At 36.8% G+C, this 21,863-nt stretch carries 21 protein-coding genes; 15 read left to right on the top strand and 6 right to left on the bottom strand.

Annotated features, from left to right (window positions below; translation table 11 throughout):
* The first annotated feature begins 2 nt into the window (after window positions 1-2).
* On the top strand, window positions 3-2,420 hold the full coding sequence (pheT, locus tag IGI65_RS09580) for a phenylalanine--tRNA ligase subunit beta (RefSeq protein WP_438774050.1): 2,418 nt from the start codon (window positions 3-5) through the stop codon (window positions 2,418-2,420).
* Window positions 2,421-2,467: 47 nt separating this feature from the next.
* Here pheT and IGI65_RS09575 read toward each other — a convergent pair whose 3' ends face one another.
* Window positions 2,468-3,142, bottom strand: a complete 675-nt coding sequence (locus IGI65_RS09575; RefSeq protein ID WP_438774048.1) for a YoaK family protein — start codon at window positions 3,140-3,142, stop codon at window positions 2,468-2,470.
* Between the two features lie 166 nt (window positions 3,143-3,308).
* A complete protein-coding gene (gene trpS / locus IGI65_RS09570; RefSeq protein WP_438774047.1) occupies window positions 3,309-4,319 on the bottom strand; it encodes a tryptophan--tRNA ligase in 1,011 nt (336 codons plus the stop codon).
* Window positions 4,320-4,657: 338 nt separating this feature from the next.
* Here trpS and IGI65_RS09565 point away from each other — a divergent pair, with 338 nt between their 5' ends.
* The 8 genes from IGI65_RS09565 to cbpB all read left to right on the top strand — a co-directional run bounded on the left by IGI65_RS09565 (window position 4,658) and on the right by cbpB (window position 11,125).
* A complete protein-coding gene (locus IGI65_RS09565) occupies window positions 4,658-5,395 on the top strand; it encodes an amino acid ABC transporter ATP-binding protein (RefSeq protein ID WP_071863896.1) in 738 nt (245 codons plus the stop codon).
* Between the two features lie 45 nt (window positions 5,396-5,440).
* On the top strand, window positions 5,441-6,247 hold the full coding sequence (locus IGI65_RS09560; protein ID WP_071863897.1) for a transporter substrate-binding domain-containing protein: 807 nt from the start codon (window positions 5,441-5,443) through the stop codon (window positions 6,245-6,247).
* Between the two features lie 12 nt (window positions 6,248-6,259).
* The gene (locus IGI65_RS09555) at window positions 6,260-6,907 is read left to right on the top strand and encodes an amino acid ABC transporter permease (protein ID WP_071863898.1); all 648 of its coding nucleotides are present in this window, start codon (window positions 6,260-6,262) and stop codon (window positions 6,905-6,907) included.
* Window positions 6,908-6,922: 15 nt separating this feature from the next.
* Window positions 6,923-7,579 carry an amino acid ABC transporter permease gene (locus IGI65_RS09550; RefSeq protein WP_071863899.1) on the top strand — a complete coding sequence of 219 codons (657 nt, stop codon included), beginning with the start codon at window positions 6,923-6,925 and terminating at the stop codon, window positions 7,577-7,579.
* 221 nt (window positions 7,580-7,800) lie between these two features.
* The gene (gene racE, locus IGI65_RS09545) at window positions 7,801-8,613 is read left to right on the top strand and encodes a glutamate racemase (RefSeq protein WP_095005743.1); all 813 of its coding nucleotides are present in this window, start codon (window positions 7,801-7,803) and stop codon (window positions 8,611-8,613) included.
* A 4-nt stretch (window positions 8,614-8,617) separates the two neighbouring features.
* Window positions 8,618-9,973: a ribonuclease PH gene (gene rph / locus IGI65_RS09540; protein WP_438774044.1), complete on the top strand. Its 1,356-nt coding sequence runs from the start codon at window positions 8,618-8,620 to the stop codon at window positions 9,971-9,973.
* Window positions 9,974-10,016: 43 nt separating this feature from the next.
* Entirely contained in the window at window positions 10,017-10,529 is a 513-nt protein-coding gene (locus IGI65_RS09535; RefSeq protein ID WP_412257158.1) for a metallophosphoesterase, read from the top strand.
* A gap of 98 nt (window positions 10,530-10,627) precedes the next feature.
* Window positions 10,628-11,125, top strand: coding sequence for a cyclic-di-AMP-binding protein CbpB (gene cbpB / locus IGI65_RS09530; RefSeq protein WP_071863903.1), 498 nt, complete (start codon window positions 10,628-10,630; stop codon window positions 11,123-11,125).
* An 86-nt stretch (window positions 11,126-11,211) separates the two neighbouring features.
* On the opposite strand, the gene IGI65_RS09525 is transcribed toward cbpB, so the two are convergent.
* From IGI65_RS09525 to fabI, 3 genes are all read right to left on the bottom strand, one after another.
* A complete protein-coding gene (locus IGI65_RS09525) occupies window positions 11,212-12,126 on the bottom strand; it encodes a mechanosensitive ion channel family protein (protein ID WP_438774042.1) in 915 nt (304 codons plus the stop codon).
* Between the two features lie 113 nt (window positions 12,127-12,239).
* Window positions 12,240-13,958 (bottom strand): Na/Pi cotransporter family protein, encoded by a 1,719-nt coding sequence (locus IGI65_RS09520; protein WP_438774040.1) that lies wholly within the window; start codon window positions 13,956-13,958, stop codon window positions 12,240-12,242.
* 267 nt (window positions 13,959-14,225) lie between these two features.
* A complete protein-coding gene (gene fabI, locus IGI65_RS09515) occupies window positions 14,226-14,981 on the bottom strand; it encodes an enoyl-ACP reductase FabI (protein WP_071863906.1) in 756 nt (251 codons plus the stop codon).
* A gap of 204 nt (window positions 14,982-15,185) precedes the next feature.
* Here fabI and fabZ point away from each other — a divergent pair, with 204 nt between their 5' ends.
* Window positions 15,186-15,620, top strand: a complete 435-nt coding sequence (gene fabZ / locus IGI65_RS09510) for a 3-hydroxyacyl-ACP dehydratase FabZ (RefSeq protein WP_438774038.1) — start codon at window positions 15,186-15,188, stop codon at window positions 15,618-15,620.
* Window positions 15,621-15,928: 308 nt separating this feature from the next.
* On the opposite strand, the gene IGI65_RS09505 is transcribed toward fabZ, so the two are convergent.
* Window positions 15,929-16,666: a peptidylprolyl isomerase gene (locus IGI65_RS09505; RefSeq protein WP_438774037.1), complete on the bottom strand. Its 738-nt coding sequence runs from the start codon at window positions 16,664-16,666 to the stop codon at window positions 15,929-15,931.
* Between the two features lie 184 nt (window positions 16,667-16,850).
* Here IGI65_RS09505 and IGI65_RS09500 point away from each other — a divergent pair, with 184 nt between their 5' ends.
* The 5 genes from IGI65_RS09500 to IGI65_RS09480 all read left to right on the top strand — a co-directional run bounded on the left by IGI65_RS09500 (window position 16,851) and on the right by IGI65_RS09480 (window position 21,842).
* The gene (locus IGI65_RS09500) at window positions 16,851-17,942 is read left to right on the top strand and encodes a DUF871 domain-containing protein (RefSeq protein WP_412257145.1); all 1,092 of its coding nucleotides are present in this window, start codon (window positions 16,851-16,853) and stop codon (window positions 17,940-17,942) included.
* Window positions 17,943-18,132: 190 nt separating this feature from the next.
* Window positions 18,133-18,753, top strand: coding sequence for an NUDIX hydrolase N-terminal domain-containing protein (locus IGI65_RS09495; RefSeq protein WP_438774036.1), 621 nt, complete (start codon window positions 18,133-18,135; stop codon window positions 18,751-18,753).
* 20 nt (window positions 18,754-18,773) lie between these two features.
* A complete protein-coding gene (locus IGI65_RS09490) occupies window positions 18,774-19,706 on the top strand; it encodes an alpha/beta hydrolase (RefSeq protein WP_438774035.1) in 933 nt (310 codons plus the stop codon).
* A gap of 90 nt (window positions 19,707-19,796) precedes the next feature.
* Window positions 19,797-21,110, top strand: a complete 1,314-nt coding sequence (gene obgE, locus IGI65_RS09485) for a GTPase ObgE (RefSeq protein ID WP_438774033.1) — start codon at window positions 19,797-19,799, stop codon at window positions 21,108-21,110.
* A 159-nt stretch (window positions 21,111-21,269) separates the two neighbouring features.
* Window positions 21,270-21,842 (top strand): DUF1269 domain-containing protein, encoded by a 573-nt coding sequence (locus tag IGI65_RS09480; protein WP_438774031.1) that lies wholly within the window; start codon window positions 21,270-21,272, stop codon window positions 21,840-21,842.
* Window positions 21,843-21,863: the final 21 nt, after the last annotated feature.

Below are 21,863 nucleotides of genomic sequence, written 5' to 3'. Positions count from 1 at the left end.
TTATGTTAGTTTCTTATAAATGGTTAAACGAATATTTAGACCTTACTCAAATTTCTCCGAAAGAATTAGGGGATAAAATGTCTGTTACAGGCATTGAAGTAGAAGGTATTGAAGTGCCCGCAGAAGGATTAAAGAAAATTGTCGTTGGGAAAGTTGAAAAATGTGTACCTCATCCAAATTCTGATCACTTATCGATTTGCCAAGTCGATATTGGTGCAGAAGAATTATCGCAAATCGTCTGTGGTGCTCCTAATGTTAAAGAGGGAATTAAAGTAATTGTGGCATTACCTGGGGCACGTATTGCTGGTAATGTAAAAATTAAAAAAGGTAAAATGCGGGGCGAAGTTTCAAATGGTATGATTTGTTCTTTACAAGAACTTGGTATTTCAGAAAATGTCGTACCAAAAGAATTTGCTGATGGTATTTACTATTTGCCTGAAGATGCCATTGTAGGAGAATCTGTTTTTCCTTATTTAGATTTAGATGATAGTATTATTGAATTATCTATCACTCCTAATCGTGCAGATGCCTTATCTATGCGAGGTGTGGCTTATGAAGTCGGGGCAATTTACAATCAAAAACCGCACTTTAAAGATGAAAAATTAGTTGAAAGTAATCAGGCGGCTCGTGATAAAATTAAAGTGAGCGTAGCAGATGAAAAAGATGCGCCAGCTTATCAAATTCGTATCATTGAAAATGTTAAAATTGCGCCTTCACCACAGTGGCTACAAAATCGTTTAATGAATGAAGGAATTCGGCCGATTAATAACGTGGTGGATGTTACCAATTACATTTTATTATTATTTGGTCAACCGTTACATGCTTTTGACTATGCTAAATTAGGTAGTCAAGAAATTTTAGTTCGTCGGGCGAATGCTGGAGAAACACTTACTACTTTAGATGATGAACAAAGAAATTTAACCCCAGAAAATATTGTGATTACGAATGGAGAAAAACCAGTAGCCTTAGCTGGTGTAATGGGTGGATTAGATTCTGAAATTACAGATACGACGACAACAGTTGCCTTAGAAGCTGCTTTGTTTGATCCATTGTCTATTCGTCTAACCTCAAAACAATTTAATTTGCGAAGTGAATCTTCTGCTCGTTTTGAAAAAGGTATTAACAAAGGTGCTATTAACCAAGCCTGTGAAGTGGCGGCTGCAATGATTGCAAAACTTGCTGGCGGCACAGTTTTAAAAGGTGCGGTAGTAGGCTCTGCTGTTGAAGTTAGAAATGAAGAAGTTAGCATTACTTTAGCTAAAATCAATCGTTCTTTAGGAACTGACCTTTCTGTAGCGGACGTGGCGGCAGTGTTTGAAGCGTTACAATTTCCATTTACTGAAAGCGATGGATACTTTACAGTGACGATTCCACCTCGTCGCTGGGATATTCACATTGAAGCAGATATTCTTGAAGAAGTGGCCCGTATTTACGGTTATGATAAAATTCCAAGTACATTACCAAGTGGGGAAACTGTTGCAGGTTCTTTGACAGACGAACAATTAAAAACACGTGAAGTCCGTAGCACTTTAGAAGGTGCCGGGCTAACCGAAGCGATTAGTTACGCTTTAACCACAGAAGAAAAATCTAGTCAATTTATGCTACGTAAGAGTAATGTAACCCGTTTGGATTGGCCGATGACAGAAGATCGTGCTGTGTTACGTATGAACTTAATTAGTGGTTTATTAGATGATGTGGCTTATAATGTGGCGCGGAAAAATGATGCTATCGCATTATATGAAATTGGCCGTGTCTTTTACCAAGACGCAGATCCGTTGAAAAACTTGCCATTAGAAGAAAACCATGTTGCTTTTGCGTTGTCTGGGTTATGGCAAACAAAAGATTGGCAACAAGCAAGTGAAAAAGTTGACTTTTTCTTAGCCAAAGGAATTGTTGAAACACTTTTAACAACTTTAGGTGCAACAGATATTTCCTATGTTAAAACTACAGCAATAAAAGAAATGCATCCAGGTCAAACTGCTGAAATTTATGTGGGTAGTGAGAAAGTTGGTTTGGTGGGACAAGTCCATCCGACAGTCACGAAAGCTTATGATATTGGCGCAACTTTTGTAGCTGAATTAAACTTAGCAGCATTATTGGCAACTCAAAAAGCACCGTTAGTTTATCAAGCTGTTTCTAAGTTCCCGGCAGTCAGTCGTGATATTGCGATGTTAGTAAAAGAAGAGGTTACAAATCAAGAAGTTGTAGCGGTAATTAAAGAAGCAGCCGGTAAATTCTTAAATAAAGTTAGCTTATTTGATGTTTATCAAGGTGCTAACATTGAAAATGGTTATAAATCACTTGCTTACAGTTTGACTTTTGTAAATCCAGAAGCAACCTTAACCGATGAAGAAATCAATAAAGCAATGGAAAAAGTAACCAGAAATCTAACTGAAAAATTAAACGTAGAAATTCGGTAATTAAAAAAAGCTTTTATCAGCGTCATTGTGACGCTGATAAAAGCTTTTTAATGTTTTTCTTTAGTGAAATGAAGAATGAACAAAGGAATTAGTAAGATGAGAGCAGAAAGAATAATTGTGGCAAATCCTAAAACGTTTGCTAACAAACTATTTAAGGTAGCGCCACAGACAAAACTAAAAATGATAATCGCCGTATCTTTGAACTTGGCGCTAGCTTTTCGATCGTGATGAATAAAAGCATCCCAAGTTGTTTCACCTAGTGTCCGTAAATTTCCAGTCATCATTAAAGAAGTAAATGGACCCGCATGAAGCTTGCGGAACTCTTGTAATTGGGCAGCGGCCGCTAATGACAAAAGAGCGCTGGCGAATTTATCAGAAATATAAGGTGAGAGGAGTGCCACACCTACCATCAAGCTAATTTCTAGTATTAAAACAATTTTTTGACGGCTTCTTAGACTAGTATCATCTGCTAATTGATGTTGAAGAAAACGAGTGGCTACACTACCAATGAAAAAGGCTGTGATTGGCACTAGATAGCGTAAAATAGCAGCAAAATTACCTTGTCCTAAATTTAATCCTAATAAAATAAAGTTCCCCGTTTGTAGACCAGCAAATACTTCGCCGTGGAAAAGATAAGTGTAAGCATCTAAACCACCAGCAGCAGCGGCTAAAAACACCCCAATAATTAACCGTTCATGTAAAGGATATTCTCTATCTTTCAATTTTTTCACCTCACCAACATGTCTTATCTTTAATCTAGTCGCAAGAAAAGATTTTGACAACTATTTTGTCTTTACAAAAAAGCGCAATTTAAGAAAAGATTTTCTTAAATTGCGCTTTGGTAAAAAGATTAAAATGTAAAAAAATCAAAATAAAGAAGAATGTGAATTAATTGAAATAAGCAATCCCCATTGCTGCCTTGACTTCTGCTAATGTTTGAGCAGCCACTGCTTCAGCTTCTTTAGAGCCATTTTGTAAGATTGCCATAACGGCAGCTGGATCCTTTGCTAACTCTTCACGACGTGCGCGAATTGGGGCAAATTCAGCTTCTAAAACATCAATTAAGTAGCGTTTAATTTTGACATCACCTAAACCGCCACGACGATAATGATCTTTTAACTCCGCGATGTATTCTTTATCGGTTCCAAAAACATCTAAGTAGGTAAAAACCATATTACCCTCTACTTGCCCGAGATCTTCTACGTGAATATGATTGGGATCGGTATACATACTCATAACTTTCTTTTTAACAATATCGATAGAATCTGCAATATAAATGCCGTTACCAAGTGATTTACTCATTTTACCGTTACCGTCAATGCCTGGTAAACGTCCCATGCCTTTAGGTGGTAAAACAGCTTTTGGCTCAACCAAAACAGGACGGTAAGTATTATTAAAGCTATGAACGATTTCTTGTGTTTGTTCTAACATTGGTTTTTGATCTTCACCAACTGGGACAAGATTAGCTTTGAATGCGGTTATATCAGCAGCTTGGGAAACCGGATAAATGAAAAAGCCCGTTGGGACACCTTCACCGAAATTCTTTTGTTCAATTTCACTTTTTACTGTCGGATTGCGTCGCACACGTCCTACTGAAACTAAATTTAAAAAGTACATGGTCAATTCAGCTAGTTGCGGAATTTGAGATTGGATAAATAATGTCGATTTACTTGGATCAAGGCCGACAGCTAGATAATCCAAAGCGACCTCTAAGACATTAGAAGAAACTTTTTCAGGATTTTTGGCATTATCAGTTAGTGCTTGCATATCGGCAATCATAATGTAAAGTTTGTTGTTTGGATCAGCTTGCATTTCTACCCGTTTTTTTAAAGAGCCAACATAGTGACCTAAATGAAGGCGGCCTGTGGGACGATCCCCAGTTAAAATAGTATTTTTCAAGAGTTTTCACCTTTTCTACTTTCTATTCTCATACATGTCAGTTTACCTTTTTTTAAACTTTCCGGCAACTATCAAAAAAGCAAATAACTGGAAAATAGTAATGTAAACTGGGAGAATATGTTAGGGATAAAAATAAAGTTAAAATATTACTGAAAATAAGAGTAAGTAACATGAACGTGTGATAAAACTTATCAATTTGGCGAAATATTATTGTCAGAAAAATCTGTCGATTTAAATCTTTTTTTGTAAAAAAACTTTACAAATGTTTTTTAATTTGCTTATAATACTACTTAAACCAAACAACAATAGAATTTAAATTTAAAACAGGAGTGACGCCAATGTCTATGATCGAATTTCAAAACGTGGAAAAATACTATGGTAAATTTCACGCACTAAAAAATATTAATTTGAATTTTGAAAAAGGGGAAGTTGTCGTAGTTATTGGACCTTCCGGCTCAGGAAAAAGTACCATGTTACGCTGTATCAACGGTTTAGAAAACATTTCTTCAGGACATTTGTTAATTAATGATCAAGATTTATACAGTAAAAAGACGAAATTAACAGATATCAGAAAAAACATTGGGATGGTTTTCCAACACTTTAATTTGTATCCAAATAAAACTGTGTTAGAAAATATTACATTAGCGCCGATTAAAGTTTTAAAACAAAATGAACAAGATGCGATTGCTTTAGCAGAACGTTTATTAGATCGGGTAGGAATGTTGGATAAAAAAGATTCTTATCCTTCGATGCTTTCAGGTGGACAACAACAACGGGTTGCGATTGCCCGCGGATTAGCGATGCAGCCACAAATGCTGTTGTTTGATGAACCAACTTCAGCGTTAGACCCAGAAATGATTGGTGATGTTTTAAATGTTATGAAAAAAATCGCCAAAGATGGTATGTCGATGATTGTCGTTACCCATGAAATGGGTTTTGCTAAAGAGGTAGCCGATCGCGTTGTCTTTATGGCTGATGGCGAGGTAGTGGAAGAAAGTCGCGATGTCGAAAATTTCTTCAATAATCCAAAAACTGATCGCGCGAAACAATTTATTAGTAAAGTGATTAATCACTAATAAAAAAGTCTGTGATAAAAAGTGAAAAGGATTGGAGGAAAGTTGATGAAGAAAATCTTTTCGGCGTTTTTTGGATTTGCTGCAGTTTTACTTTTACTAAGCGGTTGTGGAAAAAGTGTAGCAGATCAAGATATCGCAAAAGTTAGTAAAGAAAATAATCAAATTATTTGGGGAGTAAAATACGATACCCGCTTGTTTGGAATGATGGATGTCACAACCAATGAAGTTAAAGGCTTTGATATTGATATTGCCCGCGGCATTACTGAAAAAATCTTAGGTAGAGATGGCAACGCTATTTTTGTGGAAGTTACCTCAAAAACGCGGATACCATTATTAAAAAACGGTAACATCGATGCCATTATCGCGACGATGACGATTACAGAAGAGCGTAAAAAGCAAGTGAATTTCTCACAAGTGTATTTTGACGCTGGTCAGTCATTACTTGTACCAAAAGATAGTAAAATTACGAGTGTTGATAGCTTAACAGCTGATGATACTGTCTTAGCTGTTAAAGGCTCTACTTCGGCGGTAAATATTCGTGAGCATGCACCTGATGCTAAAATTTTAGAGTTAGAAAATTATGCGGAAGCTTTCACTGCCTTACAGTCAGGCCAAGGCGATGCGATGACAACCGATAATGCAATTTTATTAGGTATGGCATCAGAAAATAAAAATTATAAATTGGCCGGTGAAACATTTACAGAAGAGCCGTATGGGATTGCCATCAATAAAGGGCAAGATAATTTCTTAAAAGAAGTGAACAAAGCCTTAGATGAAATGCATGCAGATGGCACGTATGATGAAATTTATAATAAATGGTTCCCAGGGGATAATACTGGGAAAGTAAAATAAAGGAGGCCGGTTATGCTGACACTATTTCAAGAATACAGCGGTATGTTTTTTGAAGGGTTCAAATTTACAATTTATTCCAGTGTAATTGCCCTTTTCTTTAGTTTAATTATTGGGACGTTAATGGCGATTTTGCAACTTTCCAGCAATCGAATTATCAAATTTTTAGCGCAAGCTTACGTGGAATTTTTCCGTAATATTCCACTGCTGATTATTGCCATGTTCTTTTTTGTCGTTGTACCTTTATACTGGGTTCAAATCGACGGGTTTCAGGCAGGGACAATTGGTTTAGTCATTTATACTTCGGCCTTTATCGCCGAAACGGTCCGTTCTGGGATTCAAACGGTTCCAAAAGGTCAGACAGAAGCGGGCCTTTCCCAAGGACTAACGTACAGTCAAACAATGCGTTACATTGTTTTGCCCCAGGCATTTAAAATTGTTGTCCCACCACTAGGTAATCAGTTTATCAACTTAGTCAAAAATTCTTCTGTCCTAGCGATGGTGGCAGGTCTTGATTTAATGTATCAAGGTGATCTAATTGCTAGTACCACCTTCAATACATTTGATACGTATATTATCGTCGCTTTGTTTTACTTAGTTTTAACATTGCCACTTTCTTATTTAATGAATCATTTAGAGAAAAAATGGGCCGTAACAGGCTAGAAAGGAGCGGGTTAGATGGATTTTTTTGATGCATTTTCTTTTGTTAATTTACGCTTTTTATTCGATGGTCTGCGGGTCACAGTAGAAGTGTCAATCTTATCGATTATTTTTAGTTTTATTATCGGTGGCGTCGTGGGGGTTATTCGTTTTAGTAATATCCCATTTTTATCCAAAATTTTAGGTTTTGTGATTGATATTATTCGTAATTTACCGTTATTGTTAATCATCTTCTTTACGTATTTTGCACTACCTCAAATTGGGATCCGCTTTGATATTTTCTGGTCTGCGGTTGTTGCGTTGACGATATTTGAATCGGCAATGTTATCAGAAGTTTTTCGAGCAGGGTTAAACGCAGTGCCAAAAGGGCAGATGGAAGCAGGTCTTTCGACTGGTCTAACTTATAGCGAAACCATGCGGGCTATTGTAATTCCACAAGCTTTTAAATCGATGATTCCGGCAATTGTTAGCCAGTTAATTTCTTTGATTAAAGATACTTCTTTGGCGGTAATTATTTCATTGCCAGAGCTGACTCATAACGCGAAAATTATTTATGGTCAAAATGAAAATTATGTATTGCCGATGTTTTTAGCTATGACGGTTGCTTATTTTGTCGTTTGTTACGCTTTATCTTTGGTATCGAAATATCTCGAAACAAAACAATACAACTATTAAATACTAGCAGCAATTTTTTAGGTGATGGGGTTATTGCCTAAAAATTTGCTGTTTTTAATTGCTGTAAGAAATGTAAATATTTTTTATTGTAGCGTTAAATAAAGCAGCGTTTTAAAGATAATCAGCAAGACTTGAAAAAAAAGGAAAAAAAAGCGAAAATAGAGACATTAGTGGAATAAATTTGCTTTAATTTTAATTAAAGCTTTAAAGGGTGAAAAAATATGGGAAATAAGCACGCAATCGGTTTAATCGATTCGGGTGTGGGTGGCTTAACCGTTTTAAAAGAAGCATTAAAACAGCTGCCAAATGAAAATTTAATTTATTTAGGTGATACAGCCCGATGTCCTTATGGTCCCAGACCAGCGGAACAAGTAATTGAATTTACCCGACAGATGACACATTTTTTAATCCAAAAAGAAATTAAACTTTTAGTTATTGCATGCAATACCGCCACAGCAGTCGCCCTTGATGTGATTCGCCAAGAAATTGATATTCCGGTTGTAGGGGTTATTTTACCGGGGACACGAGCGGCAGTTAAAGCCACAAAAAACCATAAAGTTGGGGTTATCGGCACACAAGGTACAATTAAAAGCGCCTCTTACCAACGAGCACTGCAAACTAAAACTCCTAATATTCAAGTATTTAGTCTAGCGTGTCCGAAATTTGTACCTTTGGTGGAGAGCAATCAATTTTCATCCCCAGTGGCTAAAAAAACGGTGGCAGAAACATTATCTCCTTTGCAATATAGCGGAATGGACACGTTGATTTTGGGTTGTACCCATTATCCGTTACTACGACCAATTATTCAAAATGTCGTAGGAAGCCAAGTGCAGCTCATTGATTCGGGTGCTGAAACAGTGGGGGAAGTTAGTGTGTTGTTGGATTACTTTGAAATTGCAAATAGTAGTGAAAATAAAAAACCGCAGTATGCGTTTTATACAACTGGTTCAACAAAAATGTTTGATGATATTGCAAATGAGTGGCTGGATAATATCACTGTTCAGTCTACGCACGTAAATTTAGAAGGGAATTAATAAAATGAGACATGATGGCCGCGCTGTGCAACAAATTCGTCCGGTAACAATTAAGACCAATGTTTTTAAACATCCAGAAGGGTCTGTGGTGATTTCTTTTGGCGATACGCAAGTCGTTTGTTCGGCTACAATTGAAAATCGCGTACCCCACTTTTTAAAAGATAGTGGTAAAGGTTGGGTCAGTGCGGAGTATAGTATGCTTCCGCGGGCGACTAGTTCTCGTAACCGAAGAGAAAGTGCAAAAGGAAAGTTATCCGGTCGAACCATGGAAATTCAACGTCTAATTGCCCGTTCTTTACGAGCGGTAGTAGATTTAGAGAAGCTGGGGGAAAAAAGTATTATTGTCGACTGTGACGTTTTACAAGCTGATGGTGGTACCAGAACAGCAAGTATTACGGGGGCTTTTGTTGCATTGCGCCTAGCTGTCAATAAATTATTACAGCAAAACGAATTGACAGAAGATCCGATTAAAGAACATCTAGCAGCAATTAGTGTGGGAATTTTACCCGATGGTACTTGTGTGACAGACTTAGATTATGCAGAAGATTTTTCTGCTTTAGTCGATATGAATGTGGTCATGACTGAAAGTGGTCAATTTGTTGAATTACAAGGTACCGGCGAGGAAAGCACATTTAGTGGTGAAGAATTAAATGAGATGTTAATTTACGCTAAACACGGCATCACTGATTTAATCGCTTTTCAAAAAGAGGCACTTTTAGGCAAAGAAAAAATTGACCAGGATGATAAAAATGAAGACGATGCACGAACAATCGTGATTGCGACTAAAAATCCTGGTAAAGCCAAAGAATTTGCTGCAATGTTTGGTCAAGCAGGCTATAAAATAAAAACATTATTGGACTATCCTTCTATCCCCGAAGTTCAAGAAACTGGAAAAACGTTTGAAGAAAATGCCCGCTTAAAAGCAGAAACGATTGCTCAATTATTACAACGTCCCGTTTTAGCTGATGATTCTGGTTTGGCTGTAGATGCTTTAAATGGAATGCCTGGGGTTTATTCGGCTCGTTTTGCAGGAGAAACTAAGAGTGATGCCGCTAACAATGCCAAATTGCTTCACGAATTAACCAATATTCCTGATGAAGATCGGACTGCTCATTTTCATTGTACGTTAGTATTTGCAGCACCTTTAAAAGAAAGTTTAGTTGTATCGGCAGATTGGCCTGGTAGAATCGGACGCATACCACGGGGAGACCACGGCTTTGGTTATGATCCACTATTTATTCCAGCCGGGATGGAAAAATCAGCAGCAGAATTATCAGGCTCTGAAAAAAATGCCATTAGCCATCGGGGGCAAGCGCTAAAAAAACTACAAAAAAATTGGCAGGCATGGTTAGAGGCGTAATGTCATTTTTTTCATTAAAAATAGTTAGTTAGAGGAGCGGAATATGAAGTATTTAGTCGTAAGTGATAACCATGGAGATCGTGAAATTCTTGTTGATATTTTAAATCGTCGTCAAAGTGAAGTTGATTACTTTTTTCACTGTGGTGATTCTGAATTAGCTAGTAATGATCCGTTATTTGAAACGTATAATGTCGTTGCGGGAAACTGTGATTTTGATCCCGGTTTTAAAAATCAGTTGGTTGTAAAAACGAAAGAAGATACAATTTATTTAACCCATGGACACTTGTCAAACGTTCGTTTTGGCTTAACCCAAATCTCATTAGAAGCAAAAGAAGTTGCTGCGGATATTTGTCTGTTTGGTCATACCCATCAAATTGGCTGTGAAGCGGTGAAAGGGTGCCTATATTTGAATCCAGGAAGTATTTCACAACCAAGAGGGCCGATTCAAATTCAAAGTTATGCGATTATTGAAAGTACAGAGAATAATTGGGAAATACAATATTACGATCGTACACACGCGGCAGTAGCAGATTTACATTTTACTTTTAAAAAATAATTTGTAAGTTTTTCATAAGGCTAATAACGCAAGATGTTTCCCCTTACAATTTTTTGTACAATAAGGTTGTATGTTGGGTGGAAATGGAGGCAATCAATTTGATAGGAACCACTGTCCAAGAACTTTTATTAGAAAATCAGCATAATTTTTTAGTGCCAGCAGAAAACGTTGCATCACTAATGTATTCGAATCCGTTAGATCACGCATTGTTAGTTTTATCAAAAGTCGGTTATTCAAAAATTCCAGTGTTGGATAAAGATGATCGCTTTGTAGGGTTAATTGGTTTAAATGATATCGTCGGGAAAATGATCGATTTAAGAAAGATTGATACCGATAATTTAGCCGGTTTAACTGTTGCTGATGTGATGGAAATTGGAGTTGATTATGCCAAAGAAGATGCACAATTAGAAGATGTATTACACTTATTAGTCAACAATGCTTTTTTACCAATTGTAAATAGTGAACGGATCTTTTTAGGAATCGTTACCCGCAAGGAAGTTTTAAAAGCAACCAATCATTTGGTTCATGAATTGGAAAAACGTTATGAACTGGTAGCAAAATCTGAAAAAAAGAAAGATAAGCTATTTGTTGTTTAGGTAGTTATAAATAAATAGCATTTCATAAAAAAACTTCCAGCCACCTCGTATTAACGTGAGGTTAGGCTGGAAGTTTTTTTGTTACATTATGGAGCCGGTAAAATTGGTGTGGATGGAATAGATAAACCTGCTTCATTTAATTCTGTGATAGAGGCGGCTAGTAAATCTTCTTTAATTTTGAATTGTTGGCCATTTAAAACGTAAAAAGTTGTCCGAATAGCATAATTACTATTACCTAAATCAACTAGACCGAAAATTGTCGGTGGTGTTTGAATTTCATCTTTATAAGTTGTGGCAATTTTATCGTTGGCGGTCTGAATAGCTGCTTTTATTTTATCTAAACCTTCATTTGGTTCAATTCGGACATCTACGATAACTTGCATATTGGAACGAGAATTATTACTAATGGTAGTGATATTACGATTTGGGATAAAGTGAACGGTACCATTGGCGGAACGCAATTCAAGCGTTCTAATACCCACTGAAGTCACAGTACCTTCAATAGACAAATTGCTTAAAATTACATAATCGCCGACATCAATTTGTTGTTCCATAATAATAAAGAATCCGGTGATAATATCATTCATAAAGCCTTGAGCACCAAGACCAATAGCTAAACCAGCAATTCCTGCTCCGGCTAATAGTGACCCAACTGGAACCCCTAAAGTCGAAAGAAGTGAATAAATAAAGAAAAAGCCTAACGTATAATGAATGACATTGCGAATCAAAGTATTTAATGTGTTCATGCGGCTTTCGCTGAATTTTTGTCTTTTTTGATAAGATTGATAGCTACGTTCAACTAAAAAATCACAGATACGTAATAAAACGCTAAATAATAAAATTAAAAAGAGAATCATTAATCCTTTTGAAATTAATAGTCCTGTGACTTTTTCCCAATCGATTGTATCCCACCAACGTTGAAACGCATTTAATTGGCGTACAGCAGGTTCTGTTAGACTAGAACCTGTCGAGTCTGTTGTTTGTGCTATGATGTGTAACATGCAAGTCCTCCCTTTATTGTACTATTCATTGAAGTGGAAAGATCCCACGTACTTATCTTAACAAAAAGAGTAAAAAAAAACTGCCTAGAATTCGGCAGTTTTCTATTTCTTAATTATTCGTCTAATTGTTGCAGGTATGAAGCAGGTGTTTTAAAGCCATAAACATTTCCTAAGATGTATTTTGCGATGTGTAGTGTTCGATCACTGCTGCGTTCTAAATTTGAACTGATATCGATAAATAAGACACTATCAGCGGCACGACCATCACCTTTACTCATTAAACGGAAGTATTTTCTTCTTAATAAGTCGACAAGTTCATTGACTTCTTTTTCCCGTGAAAGAATTTTTGTCGCTAAGTCGTGATCATCTGTTTCCAACACTGATAAGGCATCACGAATATTTTTTAAGACTTTATCAAATAACAAGACTAAATCTTCATCATATAAAAGTAAGGCAGTACGAGTAGGTTTGGGATTGTTGCCATTTCGCTTTTCTTTGTTCCGTTGTTTTTGTTCCAATTCACAAGCTTCTTCTACAAAGCCGACGATGTTTTTACAGTGATCTCCAATTCGTTCAAAATCTTTGGTAAATTCCAATAACATGGCTTGTTCTTGGCTTTCTGTTTGAGATAGTTCTACCGTAGCAACTTTTGCTAAGTATTCCGTTAATTCTACATCAAAACGATTTATCGCTTCTTCATATTGAAAAACATCGTCTTTTATATCTTCAGCTGGTTTAACATAAAAATCTTTTGTCGCTGACAAGGCACGTAGCGCATAATCTCCCATTTGAATAACTTCATTTGAAGCCTGACGCAATGCAATGCTTGGTGAAGTATAAAGAAAATCTTCATTTAATTCTACTGCGCGGATATCCAATGATTTTTCCGTACCTGGAATAATTTTTTTAACAAGTAATTCAATTTGTGGAATAAACCAAAATTGAATGGCTAAGTTAGAGAGATTAAATAAACCGTGGGCAAAAGCAATTTGCATGCTTGGGTTTAAATGGAAAACATCTGTCATTGCGATGACGACATGGGTAAAAGGTGTTAATAATAATGTGAAAATAATTGCACCGACCAAATTAAATACTACATGGGCACCTGCTGTACGTTTAGCAGCGATGCTAGCACCTAAAGCGGCAATCACGGCAGTAATCGTCGTCCCGATATTATCACCAAATAAAATTGGTAGTGCGGCTCCTAGAGCTAAACTATTTTGAGTGTACAGTTGCTGTAAAATCCCAATTGTCGCACTGGAACTTTGTAAAACCATTGTAAGCAATGTACCAATAAAAACACCTAAAACAGGATGGTGGGAAACGCTAATCATTAAATCGTTAAATTGAGGTAAATCTTTTAAAGGTTCCATACTGGTTCCCATTAATTTTAAACCAAAAAATAAACAGCCAAATCCAAATAAAATTTGTCCGCTATTTTGAAATAATTTACGCTTCGTGAAAAATAAAAGGATCGCGCCAATTCCAATGATAGGTAGGGCATAGGCACTTAAATTAAAACCAATAATGAAGGCTGTAACAGTTGTCCCGACATTTGCACCCATAATAACGCCAATCGCTTGACGCAAAGACATAAACCCGGCACTAACCAAACCGACGGTCAAGACCGTGGTACCTGAGCTGCTCTGAATCAGGCCAGTGACAATAATTCCGGCCAGCACAGCCCGCAGTGGGGTAGAGGTGAATTTATTCAGCACTTCTCGCAGGCGATCACCAGCGGCTTTTTGTAAGCCATCTCCCATATATTTAATACCAAACAGGAAAATTCCTAGACCACCTAAAAAACTAAATAGCATTTCTTGATACGACATAAAACTTCCTCCAGCAATAAATTTGACCAATTACTGCTAGCATAGCGAAAAGAAGCTTAGTTGTAAACGGTTTTTGACAATTGTGAACAAAAAGTATAGCCAGATTTGTACATCTTTTTAAATACTATGAAAAAATTTCGATAAATTGGTATTTTTAATGGTGCCGCTGCTTAAAATAAAATTGACACTAAAATAGTGGCGTCTAAAAGTTAGCTTTTTACACTAACTTTTGGATGTCACTTTAAAAATTTTTCTTTCGTTATTTTCTTAAGACAAATGCACACCCTTATCAACAAAAATTACTTCGCCGATAATGCCACTGGCTGCAGGACTAATAAGAAAAGCACATGTATTACCGACTTCTTCAATGGTCACACCAACGTGATCTGGTGTTCTTTCTTCTGAAAGTTGAATCAATTTTTGGTAATCTTTGACACCTGTGACCGCCAGCGTTTTGATGGCGCCAGCAGAGATTCCATTGACGCGAATGCCTTGAGGAGATAAATCGGCTGCTAAATAGCGAACGGCAGCTTCTAAGGCAGCTTTAGCAATTCCCATCATATTGTAGTTCGGCACGGCTCTTTGTGAACCTAAATAGCTCAGTGTCACAATCCCACTGTTTTGGGCCAAATAATCTTTGGCATAACGTGTTACGGCAATTAAAGAGTACGCACTAATATCTTGTGCAAGGGCATAGCCGGCTCGGGAAATATCTACTACACTGCCGGATAAATCTTCTTTATTTGCATATGCTACGGCATGAACTACTCCGTGAATTTCTCCGGCGTAGTCGCCGATTTTTGTAAAACATTCTTTAATGCTTTCATCACTGGCGACATCGCATTCGACTTTAAAAGCCTCGCTGCCGATTAATTTTTCTAGTTGTTTTGCCATCCGCTCATTTTGATAAGTATAAATTACTTCAGCACCTTGATCGGTTAATGCTTTCGCGCATCCCCAGGCAATCGAACGTTTATTGGCAACACCCATCACGACAATTTTTTTTCCAGTTAATAAACTCATGTGTACACTCCTTGAATAAATATAATAAATAAATGCAATGTTTTCTTTGTATGATTTCTTATTATTAGATAAAATTGTTTGATTGTCAAACTATTTTTTTTAGCTAAGTTTAGATATTTGCAAGCATTTTGTAGTTGTGATACTTTGATAATCAAAATAGATTATCTCGATTACTATTTTTGTTAAAAATAAGGAGGGGTTCTTATGAGCCAAACACTAAGCGTTGCCCAAGTAAAAGAATTGATTCCAAATCGCTTTCCGATTTTATATATTGATAAAGTAACGGCTTTAAAAGCGGGTAAGGAAATTATTGCTCAAAAACAAATCACTTATAACGAAGATTTTTGTCAAAGCCAGCCTGAAAATCCTCATATGCCCGGTACACTTGTTTTAGAAACATTAGCGCAAGCGGGTTCGATTTTAATTTTGAAATCACCTGAGTTTCTAGGTGCAACGGCTTATATTGGCGGGATTAACAACGCGCATTTTTATGAGTTTGTACGTCCAGGAGATAGTTTAGAATTGCGATTTTCTATTACAAAGTTAAAAGGAAATGTTGGAACCGCTGATTCAGTGGCTACCGTGGAAGGAAAAGTAGTCGCCGACTGTGTCTTTACATTTATTGTAGGGGCTAAATAATTAAAAAAGGTTGTGAGAGAAGCGACCCGATTCAAGAAATAAGACGGAATTCTCGAAAATTGTTTTTCAAATTTTTGAGAATTCCGTCTTATTTACGAAGAAGTTGCTTCTGTCACTTTTTTTGTAGGTAAAGAGAATATCTGTTTTTTTTAAGAAGTAAGTTGAAAACACGAAAAATTTATAGATTCAGTTTTCGAGTGTGCATCTTATTACGTAAAAGTTAAGCGATCGGCTTATTTATAAAACATTGTAGTTTCAAAAAGTTTTTTTTAAAACTTAATCATGCTGGAGCAATTTCGTTTTTACGGTTATGATTTTGCTTCTTGTAAAATTTTAATCGTTTTAATTTTAACTGCTGTTTCCGGTTTGTCGTTTTCGTCAGTTTTGACCGCTGCGATTTTATCTACAACATCCATACCCTCAATCACTTGACCAAAGACAGTATAAGTACCATCCAAAGAAGGATAACCACCTTTTTTATAAGCTTCAATGATCTTATCTGGCACCCAACCTTTTAAAAGACCATCACTCATATCATCTTTATTTTGAACGATATAAAATTGGCTACCAATACTATTAGGTTCTTGGGACTGTGCCATAGCTAATGCGCCACGAATATGATAAAGCTGGTTGGAAGGTTCCGCAGCAAATCCTTCGCCCCAAATACTTTCACCGCCTGTACCATCACCTTTTGGATCGCCACCTTGAATCATAAAATCATTAATAACACGGTGAAAAGTTAGACCGTCGTAGTAGCCTTTTTTAGCATGTGTCATAAAGTTTTCTACGGCTTTTGGAGCAATTTCAGGAAAAAGCTTTATTTTAATATTACCTTTATCTGTTTGAAGTTCTACTAAATCTTCGTTTTCTTTTACCTCAGGATCTAATTGGGGTAAATCAAGTTGGTTAACGTCAACTTTTTCTGAAGTTTCGGTTGTTTTGTTTGTGCTAGAAGCGGTGGTTGAAGTTGAACTGGTATTACAGCCGGTGATAAAAAGTGTCACTGAAAATAAAAGTGCAACCCCTAAAATACGTTTTTTAATCATGCGATAAGCTCCTTTATTTAAGATAGTTTTAGAATAACAAATATAAAAAAGTTTGACTAGTCGTGAAAAGAAGGGTCATAAATAAGAGTCCCAAATTAAAAAGGGAAAGGTGTAGACCAATTAAAGCGCTTTTGTTATAATGTAAGAGCATTCAAAGTTAGCAGCAATAAGGAGGAAATGAGTAATGGGAAAATTAGGTATTTCAGTCTATCCAGAACGTTCAACTTTTGAAAAGGACAAGGCGTATTTAGATTTAGCGCATAAATATGGCTTTAAACGAGTTTTTACTAGCCTTTTGGAAATAGAAGGTGATAAAGACCAAGTATTAGCAGGTTTTAAAAAAGTAGTTGATTACGCTAATAGTCTTGATATGGAAGTTATGGTCGATATTAATCCTGGTTTGTTTGAACAGCTAGGTATTTCTTATGATGATCTTTCATTTTTTGATGAAATGGGAGCTTATGGCGTTCGTTTAGACCTTGGTTTTACTGGAGCCGAAGAAGCGAAGATGACGCGTAATCCGTATGGTATTAAAATCGAAATTAATATGAGTCAAGGAACTAACTATGTCGATAATATTATGAGCTATTCACCAAATACAAACAACTTACTAGGTTCTCATAACTTCTATCCTCATCGTTATTCTGGCTTAAGTTATGACCACTTTGTTTTTTGTTCAAAAAAATTCCGTAAGTACAATTTAAATACGATGGCTTTTGTCAATTCTCATGCGGCAACGTTTGGTCCCTGGCCTACACAAGATGGTTTGTGTACATTAGAAGATCATCGTGACTTAGAAATCGCAACCCAAGTTAAGCATTTAATTTTAACTGGTCTAATTGATGATATTTCCGTTGGGAATGCCTATGCTTCAGAAGCAGAATTAAAAGCAATGGCAGAAGCTTTCTTTGCCGAATATCCTAGTTTAAAAGTGGATCCCGCAGATGACATCACTGCAGATGAACGAATTTGTTTATTTGATAACTTGCATAGTTACCGTGGTGATCGTTCTGAGTATATCTTACGCTCTACTATGACACGGGTCTATTACAAAGATAAACCTTTCCCAGCTCATAACACAAAAGACATGGAGCATGGCGATGTGTTGATTGATAATGTAGGTTATGGACAATATAAAGGTGAAACACAAATTGCTTTAAAAGCGATGAAAAATGACGGTCGTGTGAACGTTGTCGGTCGTATTAGTGATGATGAACTTTTCTTATTAGACTTTTTGAAACCATGGTCAAGTTTTAAATTAATCGAAAATAAATAGAGTTGAAATTTCCAGTTGACATCTTCTTTAAAATGAAAAGGTAAAAGTTACTTCTTCGTTTTAATGGCTGTGTTAGCTGGTTTTTTTGTTAAGGAAACGATTATTTTTAGCTTTTCAAGTCGATTTTTTAGTTACTAATAGTTATCTCTAAAAATATTTTTGGTATAATAATAAAGTTGGAGGCGAGAAGATGGAAAAGCAACTGGCACTTTTGCTAAATGAATTACAAGGAATTGGCCAGTCGGGTAAAAAATATGGTCATGATGTCTTTGATCAAGAGCGATACGATCAACTTTTAGTGGTAACAGAAAAGTTGTTGGGGCTACTAACCGATTGGGACGAAACTCAAATTCAACATTATCTTTATACCGATGATGGCTATGCTACTCCTAAAGTAGATGTCCGTGGTGTTGTTTTTGTGGCGGATAAACTGCTACTTGTTAAAGAAAAAAGTGACGATAGTTGGACACTTCCTGGTGGCTGGGGAGATATTGGGTATTCTCCTTTTGAAGTAGCTGCAAAAGAAATCTATGAAGAAGCTGGCATTATGGTTACACCACTGCAATTAATGGCAGTCAAAGACAAAGCCAAACATAATTATCCTGCTAGTTTAACGTATGTTTATAAGTTTTTTGTTTATTGTAAAGCAAAGAACACAGCGATTAAAAAAGGATTGGAGACAGTTGATGTCGGCTTTTTTACGCAACAGGAATGTGAAAATCTAACACTTTCGTTGGCACGAACATCAAAAGAAGATATCAAGGCTGCTTTTAGTTACCATCATCAACCGAAAAACACGATTTGTGATTAATTTTTAAGTGAGGAAAAGAAATGAAAAAAGTCTGGATTACAATTGGTATTATTTTTGTTTTATTACTTGGCGGTTTAGCTTTTGCGGGTAATTATTTTTATGATTACGCGTTTGTTCCAGCTGAAAAAGATTTTTTAGCTAATGATGAGGCACAAGCATCCGTAGATAACAAACCAACAGATAAAGCATTAACATGGTTTAAAGGGAGTACAAGAACTAACTGGTATTTAACTAGTCAAGATGGATTGAAATTAAGAGGAATTTATTTACCGGCTGAAAATGAAAGTCATAAAACTGCGATTATCGCCCACGGTTATATGGGAGATGCTGAATCAATGTATCAGTTTGCCGGAATGTATCATGAATTAGGCTATAATGTATTAGTACCAGATGCGAGAGGGCACGGTGAAAGTCAAGGGGATTATATTGGCTTTGGTTGGCCAGAGCGAAAAGATTACGTTCAATGGATAGATAGAGTCCTAACACAAAACGGTGAAGATGAGACGATTGTTCTACATGGTGTTAGTATGGGTGCTGCTACTGTGATGATGACATCTGGAGAAAAACTACCTGCAAATGTTAAAGCAATCGTAGAAGATTGTGGTTATTCTTCCATTAAGGCAGAACTTGTCTATCAGTATCAGCAAATGTTTAATTTACCGACATTTCCTATTATTCAAGTGACAAATTTAGTCACACGCTTGCGCGCAGGTTTTTTCTTTACTGAAGGAGATGTCACTAAGCAATTGGAAAAAAATAAGACACCAATGCTCTTTATTCATGGCTCTGATGATACATTTGTACCATTTAGCATGCTAGATGAAGTTTATGCTGCCACTAGCGCACCGAAAGAAAAATGGGTGGTAGATGGAGCTGAACATGCAGAAAGTTACAGTAAAAACCCAGAACGATATAAAGAGAAGGTTAAGAGCTTTTTAAGTCTTTATGAATAAAGTTGATAAATTTTAAAATCATAGACAAATAACCATTTGGTCGTTACAATAATGAAGACTTAATTATGGGAATAGAATGGAGGACAAAAAATGTCCATGTTTTTAGATCAAGTAACAATTGACGTTAAAGCCGGCAAGGGCGGTGACGGTATGGTTGCTTTCAGACGTGAAAAGTACGTACCTGACGGTGGTCCGGCTGGAGGCGATGGCGGTCATGGCGGTGACGTTATATTAGTTGTGGATGAAGGCTTACGCACCTTGATGGATTTTCGATTTCATCGTCATTTTAAAGCTACTCCCGGAGAAAATGGGATGAGTAAAGGGATGCACGGCCGTGGAGCAGAAGATGCGTATGTCAAAGTTCCGCCAGGGACAACTGTTCGAGATGCCGAAACCGGTGCGTTATTAGGAGATTTGGTAACAGAAGGTCAAACGTTAGTCGTGGCGCGTGGCGGTCGTGGTGGTCGTGGCAATACTCGTTTTGCTTCACCGCGTAATCCAGCTCCAGAGTTAGCTGAAAATGGTGAACCTGGCCAAGAACGGAAAATCGAATTAGAATTAAAAGTGCTAGCAGATGTTGGGTTAGTTGGTTTTCCTTCTGTCGGTAAATCAACATTACTTTCTGTTATCTCTTCTGCCCGTCCTAAAATTGGTGCATATCACTTTACTACTTTAGTGCCAAATCTTGGTATGGTTACTACTAGTGATGGTCGGAGCTTTGCTGTCGCTGATTTACCTGGATTAATTGAAGGGGCTTCACAAGGCGTAGGCTTAGGCACGCAGTTTTTACGTCATATTGAACGTACGCGGGTCATTTTACATGTGATTGATATGAGCGGGATGGAAGGGCGCGACCCTTATGAAGACTACTTAGCGATTAATAAGGAGTTGGAAAGTCATAACTTACGTTTGTTAGAACGTCCTCAAATTATTGTCGCCAATAAAATGGACATGCCCCAGTCAGAAGAAAATTTAAAAAACTTCAAAGAAAAATTACAAGGGCAAAAAACAGACGAATTCGCGGATGATATTCCAATTTTTCCAATCTCTGCAGTTTCTAAAAAAGGTTTACAAGCACTGTTGAATGCAACTGCTGATTTATTGGAAACAACACCTGAATTTCCTTTATATGATGAAGAAATTGAAGAAGACGTGGTGCATTACGGTTATCAGTCGGATGAACCTGAATTTGAAATCACACGCGAACCAGATGCTACTTGGGTCTTAAGCGGGGATAAAATTGAAAAATTATTCCAAATGACTAATTTTGCCCATGACGAAACGGTAATGCGCTTTGCACGACAACTAAGAGGGCTAGGTGTCGATGAAGCCTTGCGCGCTCGCGGTGCAAAAGACGGCGATATTGTTCGGATTGGCAATTTTGAATTTGAATTTGTCGAATAAATAAAAAAGCAAACGAGTACAGTGTAACTTTAAAGTGGTGGGAAAATGACACACTTTAAAAAAACACCGACTCGTTTGCTTTTCTTTTTTCTTTCTTTTACTTTACTGGTACACTCAACTTATAAAACAAAATAATACGATATAGTTAGGAGGACTATTATGAGTAAGCGGGTAATTGTAATGAATTTTGAAGTTGCATCAGAAAGTTATCAAGCGTTTTCAGAAGTAAAGCAATTAGTTTTAAAGCGGGAATTAAAGGCAGAACAAATGGCCGTTGTAACCCATCAAGATGATGGCAGTCATCAGTTTAAAATTGAAGATTTTATGGACTTTACAGGCAACGATAATGCCTCAAAAGGTGGATTTATCGGCATGTTAGTCGGGGTATTAATCAGCCCGTTGGCAATTTTGTTGGGTTGGTTTGGTGGTAGCATGATTGGTGCCACGAGAGATGCAAAAGAAATTAGTGAAGCGCAGGACATTTTCAAATTTCTTCTAAATAAAATAGCTCCCGGGCAAACAGGCTTAATAGTTATCGCCGAAGAAGAAGACAATCGTCCACTAAACAAAATTGTCTTTGAACAACTTCATGGTGAAATTACGCGTTTTGATTATGATGAGGTGCAAGCAGAAATTCAAAAAGCCCAACAAGTCACCAAAGAAACAAAAGAAAAAGCCAAAGATAGCTGGGCCAAAAGCCATGAAGGTGATAACAAAAATTCAAAAGAATAAAACAAAAATAAAATTTGGCTT

This window comes from Enterococcus sp. DIV0755b (assembly GCF_051713765.1).
Classification (GTDB): domain Bacteria; phylum Bacillota; class Bacilli; order Lactobacillales; family Enterococcaceae; genus Enterococcus_C; species Enterococcus_C canintestini.
The sequence above is the reverse complement of the archived record's forward strand: the minus strand, read 5'-3'. Positions and strand labels throughout refer to the sequence as shown.

What these genes read in the sequence shown, in the direction of transcription:
- pheT (WP_438774050.1), top strand. Translation starts at nt 3, where the DNA reads ATGTTAGTTTCTTATAAATGGTTAAACGAATATTTAGACCTTACTCAA.
- IGI65_RS09565 (WP_071863896.1), top strand. Translation starts at nt 4,658, where the DNA reads ATGTCTATGATCGAATTTCAAAACGTGGAAAAATACTATGGTAAATTT.
- IGI65_RS09560 (WP_071863897.1), top strand. Translation starts at nt 5,441, where the DNA reads ATGAAGAAAATCTTTTCGGCGTTTTTTGGATTTGCTGCAGTTTTACTT.
- IGI65_RS09555 (WP_071863898.1), top strand. Translation starts at nt 6,260, where the DNA reads ATGCTGACACTATTTCAAGAATACAGCGGTATGTTTTTTGAAGGGTTC.
- IGI65_RS09550 (WP_071863899.1), top strand. Translation starts at nt 6,923, where the DNA reads ATGGATTTTTTTGATGCATTTTCTTTTGTTAATTTACGCTTTTTATTC.
- racE (WP_095005743.1), top strand. Translation starts at nt 7,801, where the DNA reads ATGGGAAATAAGCACGCAATCGGTTTAATCGATTCGGGTGTGGGTGGC.
- rph (WP_438774044.1), top strand. Translation starts at nt 8,618, where the DNA reads ATGAGACATGATGGCCGCGCTGTGCAACAAATTCGTCCGGTAACAATT.
- IGI65_RS09535 (WP_412257158.1), top strand. Translation starts at nt 10,017, where the DNA reads ATGAAGTATTTAGTCGTAAGTGATAACCATGGAGATCGTGAAATTCTT.
- IGI65_RS09525 (WP_438774042.1), bottom strand. Translation starts at nt 12,126, where the DNA reads ATGTTACACATCATAGCACAAACAACAGACTCGACAGGTTCTAGTCTA.
- IGI65_RS09520 (WP_438774040.1), bottom strand. Translation starts at nt 13,958, where the DNA reads ATGTCGTATCAAGAAATGCTATTTAGTTTTTTAGGTGGTCTAGGAATT.
- fabI (WP_071863906.1), bottom strand. Translation starts at nt 14,981, where the DNA reads ATGAGTTTATTAACTGGAAAAAAAATTGTCGTGATGGGTGTTGCCAAT.
- fabZ (WP_438774038.1), top strand. Translation starts at nt 15,186, where the DNA reads ATGAGCCAAACACTAAGCGTTGCCCAAGTAAAAGAATTGATTCCAAAT.
- IGI65_RS09505 (WP_438774037.1), bottom strand. Translation starts at nt 16,666, where the DNA reads ATGATTAAAAAACGTATTTTAGGGGTTGCACTTTTATTTTCAGTGACA.
- IGI65_RS09500 (WP_412257145.1), top strand. Translation starts at nt 16,851, where the DNA reads ATGGGAAAATTAGGTATTTCAGTCTATCCAGAACGTTCAACTTTTGAA.
- IGI65_RS09495 (WP_438774036.1), top strand. Translation starts at nt 18,133, where the DNA reads ATGGAAAAGCAACTGGCACTTTTGCTAAATGAATTACAAGGAATTGGC.
- IGI65_RS09490 (WP_438774035.1), top strand. Translation starts at nt 18,774, where the DNA reads ATGAAAAAAGTCTGGATTACAATTGGTATTATTTTTGTTTTATTACTT.
- obgE (WP_438774033.1), top strand. Translation starts at nt 19,797, where the DNA reads ATGTCCATGTTTTTAGATCAAGTAACAATTGACGTTAAAGCCGGCAAG.
- IGI65_RS09480 (WP_438774031.1), top strand. Translation starts at nt 21,270, where the DNA reads ATGAGTAAGCGGGTAATTGTAATGAATTTTGAAGTTGCATCAGAAAGT.